Annotated in this window: 14 protein-coding genes and 1 tRNA gene; 7 read left to right on the forward strand and 8 right to left on the reverse strand. The window is 52.6% G+C overall.

Annotated features, from left to right (window positions below):
• Positions 1-31: 31 nt before the first annotated feature.
• Positions 32-1,219, forward strand: a complete 1,188-nt coding sequence (locus ACLJQJ_RS14260; RefSeq protein ID WP_001066974.1) for a YjgN family protein — start codon at positions 32-34, stop codon at positions 1,217-1,219.
• A 141-nt stretch (positions 1,220-1,360) separates the two neighbouring features.
• On the opposite strand, the gene ACLJQJ_RS14265 is transcribed toward ACLJQJ_RS14260, so the two are convergent.
• The 3 genes from ACLJQJ_RS14265 to pepA all read right to left on the reverse strand — a co-directional run bounded on the left by ACLJQJ_RS14265 (position 1,361) and on the right by pepA (position 6,284).
• On the reverse strand, positions 1,361-4,216 hold the full coding sequence (locus ACLJQJ_RS14265) for a valine--tRNA ligase (protein WP_063808985.1): 2,856 nt from the start codon (positions 4,214-4,216) through the stop codon (positions 1,361-1,363).
• Complete coding sequence (gene holC, locus ACLJQJ_RS14270; protein ID WP_001523689.1) at positions 4,216-4,659, reverse strand: DNA polymerase III subunit chi; 444 nt, start codon at positions 4,657-4,659, stop codon at positions 4,216-4,218. The genes ACLJQJ_RS14265 and holC overlap by 1 nt, the downstream gene beginning before the upstream one ends.
• A 113-nt stretch (positions 4,660-4,772) precedes the next feature.
• Positions 4,773-6,284: a leucyl aminopeptidase gene (pepA, locus tag ACLJQJ_RS14275; RefSeq protein ID WP_063808984.1), complete on the reverse strand. Its 1,512-nt coding sequence runs from the start codon at positions 6,282-6,284 to the stop codon at positions 4,773-4,775.
• Positions 6,285-6,564: 280 nt separating this feature from the next.
• Here pepA and ACLJQJ_RS14280 point away from each other — a divergent pair, with 280 nt between their 5' ends.
• The 3 genes from ACLJQJ_RS14280 (at position 6,565) to lptG (ending at position 8,861) form a co-directional block, all read left to right on the forward strand.
• Positions 6,565-6,615: a hypothetical protein gene (locus ACLJQJ_RS14280; protein ID WP_212724070.1), complete on the forward strand. Its 51-nt coding sequence runs from the start codon at positions 6,565-6,567 to the stop codon at positions 6,613-6,615.
• Between the two features lie 63 nt (positions 6,616-6,678).
• Complete coding sequence (gene lptF, locus ACLJQJ_RS14285; RefSeq protein WP_000584132.1) at positions 6,679-7,779, forward strand: LPS export ABC transporter permease LptF; 1,101 nt, start codon at positions 6,679-6,681, stop codon at positions 7,777-7,779.
• On the forward strand, positions 7,779-8,861 hold the full coding sequence (gene lptG, locus ACLJQJ_RS14290; RefSeq protein ID WP_001182242.1) for an LPS export ABC transporter permease LptG: 1,083 nt from the start codon (positions 7,779-7,781) through the stop codon (positions 8,859-8,861). Before lptF ends, lptG begins: the two co-directional genes overlap by 1 nt.
• A 195-nt stretch (positions 8,862-9,056) precedes the next feature.
• On the opposite strand, the gene ACLJQJ_RS14295 is transcribed toward lptG, so the two are convergent.
• The 4 genes from ACLJQJ_RS14295 to idnD form a co-directional block, all read right to left on the reverse strand.
• Positions 9,057-10,055, reverse strand: a complete 999-nt coding sequence (locus ACLJQJ_RS14295) for a LacI family DNA-binding transcriptional regulator (RefSeq protein ID WP_001244065.1) — start codon at positions 10,053-10,055, stop codon at positions 9,057-9,059.
• Positions 10,056-10,118: 63 nt separating this feature from the next.
• Positions 10,119-11,438 (reverse strand): gnt-II system L-idonate transporter, encoded by a 1,320-nt coding sequence (gene idnT / locus ACLJQJ_RS14300; RefSeq protein WP_001128356.1) that lies wholly within the window; start codon positions 11,436-11,438, stop codon positions 10,119-10,121.
• A gap of 61 nt (positions 11,439-11,499) precedes the next feature.
• Complete coding sequence (gene idnO / locus ACLJQJ_RS14305) at positions 11,500-12,264, reverse strand: gluconate 5-dehydrogenase (protein ID WP_000998688.1); 765 nt, start codon at positions 12,262-12,264, stop codon at positions 11,500-11,502.
• A 24-nt stretch (positions 12,265-12,288) separates the two neighbouring features.
• Positions 12,289-13,320 carry an L-idonate 5-dehydrogenase gene (gene idnD, locus ACLJQJ_RS14310; protein WP_000453353.1) on the reverse strand — a complete coding sequence of 344 codons (1,032 nt, stop codon included), beginning with the start codon at positions 13,318-13,320 and terminating at the stop codon, positions 12,289-12,291.
• A gap of 216 nt (positions 13,321-13,536) precedes the next feature.
• On the opposite strand from idnD, the gene idnK reads away from it, so the two are divergent.
• Positions 13,537-14,067, forward strand: a complete 531-nt coding sequence (gene idnK / locus ACLJQJ_RS14315; protein WP_000896756.1) for a gluconokinase — start codon at positions 13,537-13,539, stop codon at positions 14,065-14,067.
• A gap of 27 nt (positions 14,068-14,094) precedes the next feature.
• Here idnK and ACLJQJ_RS14320 read toward each other — a convergent pair whose 3' ends face one another.
• Positions 14,095-15,114, reverse strand: a complete 1,020-nt coding sequence (locus ACLJQJ_RS14320) for an NAD(P)-dependent alcohol dehydrogenase (protein WP_000152563.1) — start codon at positions 15,112-15,114, stop codon at positions 14,095-14,097.
• Positions 15,115-15,336: 222 nt separating this feature from the next.
• On the opposite strand from ACLJQJ_RS14320, the gene ACLJQJ_RS14325 reads away from it, so the two are divergent.
• A tRNA-Leu gene (locus tag ACLJQJ_RS14325) sits at positions 15,337-15,421 on the forward strand.
• Positions 15,422-15,620: 199 nt separating this feature from the next.
• On the forward strand, positions 15,621-16,889 hold the full coding sequence (locus ACLJQJ_RS14330; RefSeq protein WP_063808983.1) for a tyrosine-type recombinase/integrase: 1,269 nt from the start codon (positions 15,621-15,623) through the stop codon (positions 16,887-16,889).
• Positions 16,890-17,008: the final 119 nt, after the last annotated feature.

Consider the following 17,008-nt stretch of genomic DNA (forward strand, 5'->3'; position numbering starts at 1 on the left):
TCTAATAGATTGTAATTCAGGGATATGATTCATGAATAACGTTATCAGTAGTAAAGATAACCATAATCACACGTTGGTGTTTACAGGCAAGGGCGGAAAGTATTTTGTTATTTGCCTTGTGAATTTCTTGTTGACGTGTATCACGTTGGGAATCTATGCGCCGTGGGCGATGGTGAAATGTCGACGTTATATTTATACTAATATGACGCTAAACAATCAGCCTTTTGCTTATAAAGCCACGGGCGGCGCATTATTTATTAGTGTGTTGTTAGTTTTTATTATTTATATTGTTAGCCTCTCTCTTATTGAGCACGGTCATCCCGGTCTCGGTTTTACGCTATTCGGCTTATTAATTGCGATTATTCCTTTTATGGCGGTGAAAGGATTACAGTATCAGGCGATGATGACTTCGCTTAATGGCGTACATTTTGGATTCCAGTGTTCCATGCGGCGCGCCTGGTGGTACATGTTCGCTCTCCCGGTACTCCTGATGGTGGCGCTTTATATTGTTCTTTATATTATCTCACTGGTAACCATCGCCGTCGGCGGTTTAGTGTTCAATATCGTTTTTCTCGGTTTGCTGGCTATTATTGGGATAGGGGTCATTAACGGTATTACCTACAGCAAATGGATGACCTTGTTTGGCAATGGCGCAAACTTTGGCATTCATCGTTTCTCGATTCAGGTTAATGTTAAAACGTGCATCAGAGGGTGCGTGTTGGCAATGTTGACCCTTTTCCCTTTTGCTGTCGTGATTGGTTATCTAATCGCGCCGGTGTTCACCGACATGATTCTTTTGAGTATGATGGGGAATGCGCAGGCAGGAGGGGCGCTTATTCTGCAATATTATGGCCAGATAATGGCATGTTATTTCCTCTATTTTCTCGCGATTATTGTGGTAACCAGTTACTTATATGTGGCGTTACGCAACCTGTTTTTAAACAATTTGTCACTGGCGAACGATTCGATTCGTTTTCATTCCTCTGTCACTGCACACGGTATGCTGTGGCGGTTACTGGTGGTGTTTGTGATTTCCGGCGTGACCTTAGGGCTGGCTTATCCGTGGTTGAAAATTTGGCTGGTGAGCTGGCTGGCGCAGAATACACAGGTCCAGGGCGATCTGGATTCGCTTGAGTTAACCAATGATGAGAAGCCGCTGGAAAACAGCCTGCTAATGTGGATTTCTCGTGGCATCATGCCTTACTTCCCGTTTATCTGATGTAAAAAGGCCGACGTTTACGTCGGCCCATAATTCATGTTGTCGGATGGCGGCGTGAATGCCTTATCCGGCCTACCGATCGCGCCATGTCAATAAGCGAACGTGTAGGCCTGGTAAGCGAAGCGCCATCAGGCTTTCAGATTACAGCGCGCTAATAACCGCCTGCTGCTCAATCAGCTTCGCTTTGGCTTCTGCGTAACCGTCCAGCTTCTCACGCTCTTTGGCAATCACCGCTTCCGGCGCACGGGCGACGAAACCTTCGTTGGAGAGTTTGCCTTCGATACGGGCAATCTCGCCTTCGATTTTCGCTACTTCTTTCGCCAGACGCGCCAGCTCATCTTCTTTGTTGATGAGGCCAGCCATCGGGATCAGCAGTTCAGCGCCGTCGATAATTTTGGTCACGGAAACCGGGCCTTTGTCATCGGCTGGCAGCACGGTGATGCTTTCCAGACGCGCCAGGGTTTGCAGGAAGCTACGGTTGTCGTTAACACGACGAACGGCTTCTTCACTACAGCCGCGCAGCAGCAGTTCCAGCGGTTTGCCCGGGGCGATGTTCATTTCCGCACGAATGTTACGTACCGCGACGATCGCCTGCTTCAGCCACTCGGTATCGGCCAACGCGGCTTCATCCACCTGTGCGGCGTTATATTCCGGGAACGGCTGCAGCATAATGGTATCGGCGGTAATGCCACAGATAACCTTCACGCGCTGCCAGATGGTTTCGGTGATGAACGGAATGATCGGGTGCGCCAGACGCAGCAAACCTTCCAGCACGGTGACCAGCGTATGGCGGGTGCCGCGCAGTTCGGCTTCGGTGCCACCGTTCATTACCGGCTTGGTCAGCTCCAGATACCAGTCGCAGAACTGGTTCCAGGTGAACTCGTACAGGATGCCTGCGGCGATATCGAAGCGGAAGCTATCCAGTGCTTCGCGGTAGGCTTTAACGGTCTGGTTGAATTCCGCCAGGATCCAGCGGTCCGCCAGCGACAGAGTCATTTCGCCGCCGTTGAAGCCGCAATCCTGCTCTTCGGTGTTCATCAGCACAAAGCGGCTGGCGTTCCACAGCTTGTTACAGAAGTTACGGTAACCTTCCAGACGCTTCATATCCCAGTTGATGTCGCGGCCGGTCGAGGCCAGCGCCGCCAGGGTAAAGCGCAGGGCGTCGGTGCCGTGCGGCTCAATGCCGTTCGGGAACTGCTTCTCGGTACGCTTGCGGATTTTCTCCGCCATCTGCGGCTGCATCATGTTGCCGGTGCGTTTTTCCAGCAGTTCCGGCAGGGAGATGCCGTCCACCATATCCAGCGGGTCGATAACGTTACCCTTGGATTTGGACATCTTCTGGCCTTCGTCGTCGCGAATCAGACCGGTCATGTAAACGGTATGGAACGGCACCTGCGGCTTGCCGTTTTCATCTTTGATGAAGTGCATGGTCATCATGATCATGCGGGCAATCCAGAAGAAGATGATATCGAAGCCGGAAACCATCACGCTGGTCGGGTGGAACTGACGCAGCGCGTCGGTGTTTTCCGGCCAGCCGAGGGTAGAGAAAGTCCACAGTGCGGAGGAGAACCAGGTATCAAGAACGTCTTCGTCCTGACGAAGCGCAACGTCGGCGCCGAGGTTATTTTCCTGACGCACTTCGTCTTCGGTACGGCCAACGTAGACGTTGCCGTCGTTGTCGTACCATGCCGGGATACGGTGACCCCACCACAGCTGACGAGAGATACACCAGTCCTGGATATCACGCATCCAGGAGAAGTACATGTTTTCGTACTGCTTCGGCACGAACTGGATGTCGCCGTTCTCAACCGCTTCCACCGCCGGTTTCGCCAGCACGTCTGCACGGACGTACCACTGGTCGGTCAGCATCGGTTCGATAACTACGCCGCCACGGTCGCCGTAAGGAACGGTCAGATCGTGCGGTTTAATTTCTTCCAGCAGGCCCAGCGCGTCAACGGCAGCAACGATGGCCTTACGGGCAGCAAAGCGTTCCAGCTTCTGGAACTCAGCCGGAATCTCGCTGGAATAAACGTCAGACTCTTCACCTTTGGTATCGAACACTTCCGCGCTTTCGCGAATGTCGCCGTCAAAGGTCAGGATGTTGATCATCGGCAGGGCGTGACGTTTCCCGACTTCATAGTCGTTAAAGTCGTGCGCCGGGGTGATCTTCACGCAGCCGGTGCCTTTTTCCATATCGGCATGTTCGTCGCCAACGATTGGAATGCGGCGGTTAACCAGCGGCAGAATAACGAATTTGCCAATCAGATCTTTATAACGTGGATCTTCCGGGTTCACGGCCACGCCGGTATCGCCCAGTACGGTTTCCGGACGGGTGGTGGCGACGACCAGGTAATCTTTACCGTCTGCGGTTTTCGCGCCGTCGGCCAGCGGATAGCGGATGTGCCACATGGAGCCTTTGGACTCGCGGTTTTCCACTTCCAGGTCAGAGATGGCGGTGCGCAGCTTCGGGTCCCAGTTCACCAGGCGTTTGCCACGGTAAATCAGGTCTTCTTTGTACAGGCGGACAAAGACTTCTTTCACGGCATTGGAAAGACCTTCGTCCATGGTGAAGCGCTCGCGCTCCCAGTCAACGGAGTTGCCGAGACGGCGCATCTGACGGGTAATGGTGCCGCCGGATTCCGCTTTCCACTGCCAGATTTTGTCGATAAACGCATCGCGGCCGTAGTCGTGACGGGTTTTACCTTCTTCAGCGGCAATCTTGCGCTCAACCACCATCTGGGTCGCGATCCCAGCGTGGTCGGTGCCGACCTGCCACAGGGTGTTTTTACCCTGCATACGCTGGTAACGGATCATGGTATCCATGATGGTTTGCTGGAAAGCATGTCCCATATGCAAACTGCCGGTGACGTTCGGCGGCGGGATCATGATGCAGAAGGACTCTTTGCTTTCGTCGCCGTTAGGCTTGAAATAGCCCTGCTTTTCCCAGTGCTCGTAAAGCGGCTGTTCGATATCTTGGGGGTTATATGTCTTTTCCATTATTTCCAGGTTGCCGTATTCAGGTTAAAACCAGCCACGCGGTAGGCTTTGTAGCGTTCGCGCGCCAGTTGTTTCAAAGTTTCTTCGTAAGGGACGAAGTCTACCACTTCTGTGAAAGCGGTGGCAAAATCTGCAAAGCTTGTACGCAGGCTGATTAAAATATCGCGTGGGCTGCTGTTGCGTTTTTGCGGCCAGGCGATTTCAACCGGCGCGCCGCCGCGTGGGCCTTCGCCTGCCAGATTGTGCGGGACAAAACTTTCCGCCGGTCTCGCCCACAGCGCTTCATCCAGGCGAATGGCCTGCTTCTCATCTTCGCAGGCGATCAGCACGCGCTTGCCGGCGCGCCAACGTTCTGCGGCAATTTCACACACCAGTTGTTCAACGGCGCTTAAACCGTTGACGGTAGTGTCATTATCCAGAAGATAGAACGTCGCATTTTTCATATATGGGGCTTCTTGTGGTGGATTTAAATCGCCCCCTGACTCCCTTCCCGAACGCGGGGAAGGTTGGTTCCCTCTCCCCTGTGGGGAGAGGGTTAGGGTGAGGGGGTTGTGCCTTACTCTTCGCCGTTAAACCCGGCGCGGTTCAGCAGGAACTGCGACAGCAGCGCCACCGGACGGCCGGTTGCGCCCTTGGCCTTACCGGAGCGCCATGCGGTGCCCGCGATGTCCAGGTGCGCCCAGTTGTACTTACGGGTAAAGCGCGCCAGGAAGCAGCCTGCGGTGATCGCCCCGCCAGGACGGCCGCCGATGTTGGCCATATCCGCGAAGTTAGACTCCAGTTGTTCCTGATACTCATCACCCAGCGGCAGACGCCACGCGCGGTCACCCGACTGCTCGGACGCGCCAATCAGTTCGTGCGCCAGCGGGTTGTGGTTCGACATCAGACCGGTAATGTGATGGCCCAGCGCAATCACGCAGGCGCCGGTTAGCGTCGCGACGTCGATAACCGCTTCCGGCTCGAAGCGTTCAACGTAGGTCAGCACGTCGCACAAAACCAGACGGCCTTCAGCATCGGTATTCAGCACTTCAACCGTTTGACCAGACATGGTGGTCAGCACGTCGCCCGGACGATACGCGCGTCCGCCCGGCATGTTTTCACAGCCCGCCAGCACGCCGATAACGTTAATCGGTAGCTGAAGCTCGGCAACCATACGCATCACGCCGTAAACCGCCGCCGCGCCGCACATGTCGTACTTCATCTCGTCCATCCCTTCAGATGGCTTGATGGAGATGCCGCCGGAGTCGAAGGTCAGGCCTTTACCCACCAGCACGATCGGGCGCGCGTCTTCGGATGGATTGCCCTTGTACTCAATCACCGACATCAGCGATTCATTCTGCGAACCGTGGCCGACCGCCAGATAAGCGTTCATACCCAGTTCGCGCATTTGCTGTTCGCCGATGACGCGGGTAATGACATTTTTGCTGTAGCTGTCAGCCAACTGGCGCGCCTGTGACGCCAGGTAGGCGGCGTTACAGATATTGGGCGGCATGTTGCCGAGATCTTTCGCGGCCTTAATCCCGGCGGCGATGGCCAGACCGTGCTGAATGGCGCGTTCGCCGCTGGTGAGCTCACGGCGGGTCGGCACATTAAAGACCATCTTACGTAGCGGGCGGCGCGGCTCGCTCTTGTTGGTCTTGAGTTGATCAAAGCTATAAAGCGTCTCTTTGGCCGTTTCGACGGCCTGACGCACTTTCCAGTAGTTGTTGCGGCCTTTGACGTGCAGTTCGGTCAGGAAACAGACGGCTTCCATCGAACCGGTATCATTCAGAGTATTTATCGTTTTCTGAATAACCTGCTTATACTGACGTTCATCAAGCTCGCGCTCTTTGCCGCAACCAATGAGGAGGATTCGCTCGGAAAGAACGTTAGGAACATGGTGCAGCAACAGAGTCTGCCCCGGTTTTCCTTCCAGTTCGCCGCGACGCAGCAATGCGCTGATGTATCCGTCGCTAATTTTGTCGAGCTGTTCTGCAATCGGAGAAAGGCGACGCGGTTCAAAGACGCCCACGACAATGCAGGCACTCCGCTGTTTCTCCGGGCTACCGCTTTTTACACTGAACTCCATGCACTATGCTCCTGAATCTTAAAGACAACAGTGGTGGCTACAGCTATACTCGTCGTCTTTCAAGTTGCAGATGCGTTGGCTGCGCCTGCTCACCCCTGTCGCTTACCTGATGTAAGCTCCGGGGCTTCACAGTCTTGCCGCCTGCCTGCAACTCGAAATCCATTAGAGTATAGAAATTGAAAGCTTTCGTAACTCATGTCCGCTGTTGCGGTGACTTCGTGTTAATCTTAACGTTATTACGGCATTGGCACGTCAGAACAAGTTCTGAGAGGTGAATCCGCTGAGTATAATGATCTTAGCGATGATTTCGACGACTCAAGAGAATAAATGACGTTTAAGCCATGAAACAAGCTAAATTCCAGCAAAAAAATGGGTTTTTACGGGCGTATTTAAAGTGATAATCATAAGATATCTGGTGCGGGAGACGCTCAAAAGCCAGCTGGCGATACTCTTCATCTTACTTTTGATCTTCTTTTGTCAAAAGTTAGTGAGGATTCTCGGCGCGGCGGTTGACGGCGATATTCCCGCAAATCTGGTGCTCTCGCTTCTGGGGCTGGGCGTACCGGAAATGGCGCAGCTCATCCTGCCTTTAAGCCTGTTCCTGGGGCTGCTGATGACGCTGGGCAAACTGTATACCGAAAGTGAAATTACGGTCATGCACGCCTGTGGGTTGAGCAAAGCCGTACTGGTAAAGGCTGCTATGGTACTGGCGTTATTTACCGGTATCCTTGCGGCGGTTAACGTGATGTGGGCCGGCCCCTGGTCGTCAAAACACCAGGATGAAGTGCTGGCGGAGGCGAAAGCGAACCCCGGTATGGCGGCGTTGGCGCAGGGGCAATTCCAGCAGGCGACTAACGGCAGCTCGGTGCTGTTTATCGAAAGCGTTGACGGCAGCGACTTCCACGATGTTTTCCTGGCGCAAATTCGCCCTAAGGGCAATGCTCGTCCTTCTGTGGTAGTGGCCGATTCCGGACACCTTACTCAGTTGCGCGATGGTTCCCAGGTTGTCACCTTAAACAAAGGGACGCGTTTTGAAGGAACGGCGTTGCTACGCGATTTTCGCATCACCGACTTCCAGAACTATCAGGCGATTATTGGCCATCAGGCCGTGGCGCTGGACCCGAACGATACCGACCAGATGGACATGCGCACGCTGTGGAATACCGACAACGATCGCGCTCGCGCCGAGCTGCACTGGCGTATCACGTTAGTCTTTACCGTATTTATGATGGCGCTGATGGTCGTGCCGCTCAGCGTGGTGAATCCACGTCAGGGGCGTGTCTTGTCTATGTTGCCCGCCATGCTGCTTTATCTGCTGTTCTTCCTGATCCAGACCTCCATTAAATCGAATGGCGGTAAAGGCAAACTGGACCCGGTTATCTGGATGTGGGCGGTCAACCTGATCTATCTGGCGTTGGCGATTGGTTTAAACCTGTGGGATACGGTGCCGGTCCGCCGCCTGCGTGCCCGTTTTCTGCGTAAAGGAGCGGTATAATGCAGCCATTTGGTGTACTTGACCGCTATATCGGTAAAACCATTTTTACCACCATCATGATGACGTTGTTCATGCTGGTGTCGCTCTCCGGGATCATCAAGTTTGTCGATCAGCTGAAAAAAGCGGGGCAGGGTAACTACGACGCGCTGGGCGCGGGTATGTACACCCTGCTCAGCGTACCTAAGGATATCCAGATCTTCTTTCCTATGGCGGCGCTGCTTGGCGCGCTGCTGGGACTGGGGATGCTGGCGCAGCGTAGCGAACTGGTGGTGATGCAGGCATCGGGTTTCACCCGTATGCAGGTGGCGCTGTCGGTGATGAAAACGGCTATCCCCCTGGTGCTGTTAACCATGGCGATCGGCGAATGGGTCGCCCCGCAGGGCGAGCAGATGGCGCGTAACTATCGTGCGCAGGCGATGTATGGCGGTTCGCTGCTTTCCACCCAGCAAGGTCTGTGGGCGAAAGACGGGAATAACTTTGTCTATATTGAACGAGTGAAGGGCGACGAGGAGCTGGCCGGCATTAGTATTTACGCTTTCAACGATCAGCGTCGTTTGCAGTCGGTGCGTTACGCCGCTTCGGCAAAATTCGACCCGGAGCATAAGGTCTGGCGTTTGTCGCAGGTGGATGAGTCCGATCTGCAAAACCCGAAACAGATCACCGGTTCGCAGACGGTGAGCGGCACCTGGAAAACGAATCTGACGCCGGATAAGTTAGGCGTGGTGGCGCTGGACCCGGATGCGCTTTCCATCAGCGGTCTGCATAACTACGTTAAATATCTGAAGTCGAGCGGACAGGACGCCGGACGTTATCAGCTCAATATGTGGAGTAAAATCTTCCAGCCGCTCTCCGTGGCGGTGATGATGCTGATGGCGCTGTCGTTTATCTTTGGACCGCTGCGTAGTGTGCCGATGGGCGTGCGCGTGGTAACGGGGATTAGCTTCGGCTTCGTCTTTTACGTTCTCGACCAGATTTTTGGCCCGCTGACGCTGGTATACGGCATTCCGCCGATTGTCGGCGCGCTGCTGCCGAGCGCGTCTTTCTTCCTGATTAGCCTCTGGCTAATGCTGCGTAAGTCGTAATCACAGTAATCGTAGGCCTGATGGCGCTGTGCTTTTCAGGCCTACTCCGGACCCGTAGGCCGGATAAGGCGTTAGCGCCGCCATCCGGCAGACCGCCAGGTATTCCTCAAATGATGTAGTGCGTAACCTGACGCGTGGCGCTTTTGGCTACCCGTTAAGCTCAGGCAAGCTGCGGGAAAAAGTAGAACAAAAAATTTATAACGTGCTGCCGTGATAAATCTGATAACCCAAATCAATCGTATTATGGTTGAGATCGTTATTTTTAATTTTGTTGAGCAACATCTGCGCGGCTCTGCGCCCGATCTCAAAACGAGGGGTAATTACGCTGGCGAGGCTCGGTATCATTTGCCTGCCCATCTCCAGACCGTGGAAGCCAGCGATGGAGATCTGCTCCGGTACGGCCAGTTGACGCTCGCGGCACCACAGTAGAGCGCCCATTGCGATATCGTCGTTAGTACAAAAGACGCCATCCACGTCCGGGTGCGCAGTAAGCGCATCACGCATTAGCTGTATCCCCAGATGGATAGAGGAGATAGCGCGGGGATTGATGCGCAACGGCGCCAGCCCCCGGCGCGTCATCGCATCGCAGTAGCCGTGATAACGCTGCTCATCACGGATATCGTCTTTTGAACCCAGATAGAGGATTTTTCGCCGCTGGCGTTTATCCAGCATGGTGCTGACCATATCAAAGGCGGCCTGACGGTTATCAAACCCCACCTCCATATCTAAGCGATCGCCCTGGATATCCATGAGTTCTACAATCGGGAGGGTAGCTGAGCGCAGGAATTTGACGGTTCTGAGGGTATGATATTTTTCTGAAAGAATAATGCCGTCGATATTGTAAGACAGTAAATTGATAACGGACTCTTCTTCCGAATCGCGATTGTAATTGTAATTCGCAATGAGAGTTTGGTAGTTATGACCCGACGTTACGGATTCAATCCCGGCAAGAATGTCGGCAAACAACTGGTTCTGAAAAGAGGGGATCAGCACGCCCAGAGTGTAACTTTGCGCGTTTAACAGCATAGCTGGCGCGCGATTTGGTATGTAGTTAATTTCCTCCATGATCTGCGCAATACGCTCGCCGGTTTCCCTGGCGACTTTTTTCGGCGAGCGGATGTAACGGCTCACCGTCATTTTTGTCACGCCTGCAAGCGTAGCGATATCCTGCAAAGAAATTCTGTGATTCCTCATGTTTTCTCCAGTACCGGGGGCGGGAACGTCGCCCCCATGGTTAATTGGGCTGCGGATGATGAATTAATGCAGAACCGCATTCAGCGCCAGTACGCCCAGCAACCCCATGACAGAAATCAATGTTTCCATAACGGTCCAGGTGCGTAGGGTTTCCCCGACGCTAAGATTAAAATACCCTTTAAACAGCCAAAAACCGGGATCGTTAACATGTGATGCAATAACGCTTCCCGCGCCTGTCGCCAGTACCATTAACGCCGGATCGGCGTGGGTTACGTTAATAATCGGCAATACGACGCCCGCTGTGGTTATCGCGGCCACGGTCGCGGAACCTAACGCAATACGCAGCACGGCGGCTACCGTCCAGCACATTAATAACGGAGATAGCGATGTGCCGGTCATTAATTGCGAGATATATTGACCCACGCCGCTATCCACCAGCACTTGCTTAAACGCGCCGCCGCCCGCGATGATAAAAACAATCATCGCAATAGCGCCAATGGACTCGCCGACGATATCCATCACCTGCTCAACCGTACGTCCATTGCGTCGGCCCAGCGTAAAAATGGCGATGATAATGGCAATAAACAACGCCACTGCTGGATTACCGATAAATTCGAAGAAAACCCGCACGGCATTCGTTTTTGGCAGCGTGATTTCACATACCGCTGCGATGGCCATCAGAATGACCGGGATCACGGCGGCAAAAATACTGTTCCAGAATGACGGCATCTCTTCTTCACTGAATAGATGAGGATTAAATAATCCTTCAGGCGGCGCTTTCTCAAAGCGCGCCAGCAATTTTGAAAACAGAGGGCCGGCAACAATCACGGTCGGTATGGTAATGATTAACCCATACAGCAGGGTCGTACCGAGATTTGCCTCAAAAATTGTCGCAATAGCGGTAGGGCCGGGATGCGGCGGCAGGAAGCAGTGCGTAACGGATAAGGCGGCGACCATTGGAACCCCGACATACAGCAATGGCAGTCCCGATGAGGCCACAATCGTAAAAACGAGCGGCAACAGCAGTACGAATCCGACTTCAAAAAACATTGCCAGGCCGACGATAAGCCCGGTGATCACCAGCGCCCATTGCACGCGTTTTTTGCCGAACGTATTAATGAGCGTCGTCGCAATGCGCTGCGCTGCGCCGGTGTCGGAAATTAATCTTCCCAGCATCGCGCCAAAACCGAGGATCATGGCGAGTCCGCCCAGAGTACCGCCAATTCCGTTTTGTATGGAGTGCAGGACGTCTTGCGCGCCCATTCCTTCGGCAAATCCCACCACGGCGGCAACCAGAACAAGGGCGATAAAGCCGTTAACTTTAAAGCCAATCATTAAAACCAACAGCAGCGCAACGCCTGCCGCAATAATTATTAATGGCATATTCGTCTCTCTTATTAGCGCCAAAATAGCAGCGCTTACGCGCTGCGTCGTATTTCCCTGGTCAGACGGCAACCAGCATACCGCCATCGACAAACAGCAGATGTCCGTTAACAAAGTCGGAGGCTTTTGACGAGAGAAACACCGCTGCGCCAATTAGCTCCTGGGGATCGCCCCAGCGTGCGGCAGGCGTACGTTTGCATAGCCAGGAGGTGAAGGCTTCATCTTCAACCAGCGCTTTGGTCATCTCCGTTTTGAAGTATCCCGGCGCAATACCGTTGACCTGGATATTATGACGCGCCAGCTCCACGCACATGCCGCGAGTCAGCATCTTCACGGCACCCTTCGACGCGGCGTATGGCGTAATCGTGTCGCGGCCCAGCTCGCTTTGCATCGAACAGATGTTGATCACTTTTCCTGCCTGCCGCGCCACCATACGGCGCGTAACGGCCTGAGAGACGAGAAAAACCGCGGTCTGATTTACGGCGATGACGTCATTCCACTCCTGTTCGGGAAACTCAGTAAACGGATGACGGCGCTGGATACCGGCGTTATTTATCAGGACGTCAATGACGCCGATATCTTTTTCGATATGTTCAACCGCAGCTTCAATATCCTGTTTATGGGTGACATTAAAGGGAGCGGCAATAGCCTTTATCCCTTCCTGCTGGAGTTTCGTCACGGCTGTTTCGGCGCGCTCCGGGGTAATATCGTTAACAATAATGCGCGCGCCATAGCGACCAAGACCGGTCGCCAGCAAATAACCAATTCCCTGAGCGGCTCCGGTGATAAGGATATTTTTACCTGCCAGTGAAAAAAGATCGTTCATGATAGTGTCCCTTATTTTACTTTCTCAGAAAACGAGCTGAACTTTTGCCGCCTGTGTTTTGTCTCCGGCAAAGATCAGCGCCGCTTCCAGGTCGGTAAATGGATATTCCGCGCTCAGTAACGGCAGCGGATTGATAACGCGGTTGGCAAGCCAGGAAACCGCAGTATTAAATTCGGTAGTAAAGCGGAAAGAGCCTTTCAGCGAGATCTCTTTGCTTATTAGCATCATCATCGGGAAGTTGGGGACTGCGCCGCCCATGCCAACCTGCACCATCACGCCTTTTGCCCGTGTGACTTCCAGACACGTTGAGATTGAGGAAGGATGCCCAGAGACTTCAAAACTGATATCGAAATACCCTTTTTCTGCTTTCCAGCCATCAAGAGAATCATGCTGTGGGTTCACCAGCGTATCCGCGCCCATCTGCCGGGCCAGCGAGAGAGAACGGGTACTGATATCGGCACATACCACTTCCGCCGCGCCCAGCGTTTTTACCGCGCTAACAATCAGGCAGCCGATAGGGCCAACGCCGGAGATAAAGACGCGTTTGCCCTGCAGATCGCCCGCCTCATGAGCCGCATGAATGGCAACCGCCAGCGGCTCGGCAAAGGCCATGGCTTTTTCGTCCGCCTGTTCCGGCCAGGGAATGCACTGAGCGGTATCGACAGCTTTAAATCGGGTAAAACCGCCATCGACATGCGGAAAATACATGGCGCTGCCAAAGAAACGCATTTCAGTACAGTGGTTTTCTTCATGCTGCAGACAGTATTTGCAATGACCGCAAGGCTTCGATGGATTAATCGCTACCGGTTGTCCTTCACGTAATAAATCTGAGTCGCTATGAACGATTTTGCCAATCACTTCATGACCTAAAATCATTGGCGCTTTTACTGTAAAATTGCCGACTTTGCCTTCCTGATAATAATGTAAGTCAGACCCACAAATGCCGCCACGGGTAATTTGTACGAGTGTTCCTTTATTATTCCATTCAATATTTTGTTCCGTAACGGCAACAGCACGCTTACCCGCAACAACGCAGGATTGAGTTTTTACTTCCATAAATTCCTCACTGGTCAGGTAGTTACCCTGAACGCATTTAAGCGGTTTTATTTGTCACTATTTGTGACTTATGTCACGCTGGAAAATTGTTACACTACAATGTTACGCATAACGTGATGTGCCTTAGAGTTCTTCTCTATGGAAATTAAAAAACGTGAAATTGTCGAACGTAGAGGCGTAATATTGTTGTGTGGAATATGACTCAGAGGTATTTAAATGGCCGGGGAAAGCTATATTTTAATGGGTGTTTCAGGTAGTGGTAAGTCTTTAATAGGTAGCAAAATTGCAACATTATTTTCTGCGAAGTTTATTGACGGCGATGATCTCCATCCGGCGAAAAACATTGATAAAATGTCTCAGGGAATACCGTTAACTGATGAAGACCGCTTACCCTGGCTGGAACGATTAAATGACGCTTCATACAGTCTTTATAAAAAAAATGAGACGGGATTTATTGTCTGCTCGTCATTAAAAAAACAGTACCGCGATATTTTACGTAAGAGTAGCCCTAACGTACATTTCCTGTGGCTGGATGGCGATTACGCTACTATTCTGCAGCGAATGCAGCGTCGTGCCGGGCATTTTATGCCGCCAGACCTGCTGCAAAGTCAGTTTGATGCGCTGGAGCGACCCTGTGCCGATGAACATGATATTGCGCGTATCGATGTTAATCATGACATCGAGCACGTGACGGAGCAGTGCCGACTGGCTGTACAGGCTTTTCGTCAGGCACTCAGCGCTTCCTGATCATTGTCAAAGCGCTGAGTCAGGCGGTCAGAAGTCAGCTTTTAGCACTACACGATAGCGGGCTTTGCCGTCGCGAACGTGCTGAATAGCTTCGTTGATTTGTGACATTGCGAACAGTTCCGTGGTGGGTGCGACTTTGCTGCGTCCGGCGAATTTCATCAGTTTGCGAAGTTCATATGGCGTTCCGGTTGCCGAGCCTGAGATACTGCGATCGCCGGCAATTAATGTAAACGCCGGTACGGGCAGCGGCTTCAATACCGCCCCAACGGTATGGAAGTTGCCGCCATAGGTCAGCGCTTCGAAGTAGGGCTGCCAGTCGAGATCGACGTTGACCGTGTTGATAATGAGATCGAACTGACCCGCCAGTGCTTTTAACGCTTCCGGATCGCGGCTGTTCACCACGTTATTGGCCCCCATCGCCAGCACTTCCTGCTCTTTCGATGGATTTGAGCTGAACGCGGTGACTTCGCAGCCCATTGCGTGTAACAGCTTTATGGCGATATGCCCCAGCCCGCCAATACCGATGACGCCAACGCGGCTGGTAGCAGTAATATGGTGCATCAATAGCGGTTTAAAGACCGTAATGCCGCCACATAACAGCGGGCCTGCGGACGCCATATCTATATTCTCCGGAAGAGGAATTACCCACTGCCAGCCCGCGCGAAGCTTCTCGGCAAAACCGCCACGATTGAGGATAGTGGGCACTGCGCCTTCCTGGCAGTTAATTTGATTGCCGCTGATACAGGCATCGCAGTGTCCGCAGCTGCGCGCCGTCCAGCCGATTCCAACGCGCTGGCCGACTTTTAGCCCCTTATCCTGTGCCGCGCTGCCGAGTGCGGCCACCCGACCGATGACCTCATGTCCGGCAACCAGAGGGTATTGAGAGAACCCCCATTCATTGTCGATCATCGACAGATCGGAATGGCAGATCCCGCAGTAGTCGACCCGTACCTCGACATCTTCCGGTTGGAGTTCTCCCGCATCATATTCATAGAGTTCGAGCTCGCCGCCCGCCTCTTTGGCGGCGTAGCTTTTTATTATCGTCATTGTGCTTCCCTTAATGTGGTGTTGAACTGAAAAGTGTAGAGCATGGAGGCAAGGGACGCCCGGCGTTAATCTGCTGAAGAAGGCGGGAAGTAGCCTGATTATTCTATTTAATACTCAACGCTGCTGAAATTTTCAGCACTTAGCGATACAGGTGTATGCTCGTGCTTGCATGGCGGCGTATGACAGGTATAATCCACAACGTTTTCCGCATACCTCTTCAGTGCCGAAGTGGCGAAATCGGTAGACGCAGTTGATTCAAAATCAACCGTAGAAATACGTGCCGGTTCGAGTCCGGCCTTCGGCACCAAAAGCATGTAAATGGACCTCAACTGAGGTCTTTTTTTATGCCTGAAATCCGCGCCACACAAGGCTTTTCACGATTTTTCCCTTAATTGAAGTCAACTCGGGTCAACCCACATCAAGTCGCTTGTGAGTATATAACTGAGTATATATGCTGATTCGATAATGTTTGTATACTCACGGCGGTACATGGAAGGAGAACCATCATGGCTCTGACTGATACTAAAGTCCGTTCGGCAAAACCTGAAGATAATGCAAACCCGCTATCTGATGGTGACGGCCTGTTTTTACTGGTACATGCTAATGGCTCCAAATATTGGCGATTTCGTTTTCGCTTTGGTGGCAAGCAGCATGTGATGGCGTTTGGCGTTTATCCCGAAGTTTCACTGGCGGATGCCAGGAAGAAAAGGGAGGAGGCCAGGAAGCTGGTTGCTGCTGGTATCGATCCTCGAGCACATAAACGTGCTGTGAAAGAAGAACAGGCGAAAGAGATTATTACTTTCGAGAAGGTCGCCCGAGATTGGCTCGCGACCAACCAGAAATGGTCGGAAGATCACGCTGAGCGAGTGAAAAAGAGTCTGGAGGATAATGTTTTTCCGGCGATTGGGACGCGCAATATTGCTGAATTGAGCACCCGCGATTTGTTATTTCCCATTAAGGCCGTAGAGACGTCTGGACGTCTTGAAGTGGCTTCCCGTCTCCAACAACGTACTACGGCCATCATGCGTTATGCAGTACAAAGCGGTTTAATTGATTACAATCCGGCTCAGGAGATGGCAGGAGCGGTTGCTTCTGGCAATCGAAAGCATCGTCCTGCGCTGGCCTTAAAGCGTATTCCAGAACTGCTTCAGAAAATAGATGGCTATACCGGAAGACCATTAACCCGCTGGGCAACCGAACTTACCCTACTGATTTTTATTCGATCCAGTGAACTACGCTTTGCTCGTTGGTCGGAGATTGATTTTGAAACGTCGATGTGGACGATCCCACCAGAGAGAGAACCTATCCCTGACGTTAAGCATTCTCACCGAGGCTCAAAGATGCACACACCGCATTTGGTGCCGCTTTCTAAGCAAGCACTGGCGATCCTGAAACAGATAAAGCAGTTCTGTGGCAAGCATGAACTGATTTTTATTGGCGATCACGATCCGCGTAAGCCGATGAGTGAAAACACGGTGAACAGTGCGCTACGGGTGATGGGGTATGACACTAAAGTTGAGGTTTGTGGTCACGGCTTTCGCACGATGGCCTGTAGCTCATTGATTGAGTCAGGGCTATGGTCGAAGGATGCGGTAGAACGGCAGATGAGCCATATGGAACGTAACTCAGTGCGGGCAGCGTATATCCATAAGGCGGAGTTTATCGACGAACGCAAACTGATGCTGCAATGGTGGGCTGATTTCCTGGATGCTAATCGGGAGAAAGGGATCACGCCATTTGACTATGCGAAGATCAACCAGGGGCATGGTGAGTGAGACGAGTGCCGTTGTTTCGTGGTTGATGTTTAAATTAAAATGACCAACCAGCCCGATTAGGGCTGGTTGGTCGCTGTATTTTTTACCGTTGTTATCGGGTTTTCATCTGCCAGGTACAG

This window comes from Salmonella sp. SAL04202 (assembly GCF_046550775.1).
Lineage (GTDB): Bacteria > Pseudomonadota > Gammaproteobacteria > Enterobacterales > Enterobacteriaceae > Salmonella > Salmonella enterica.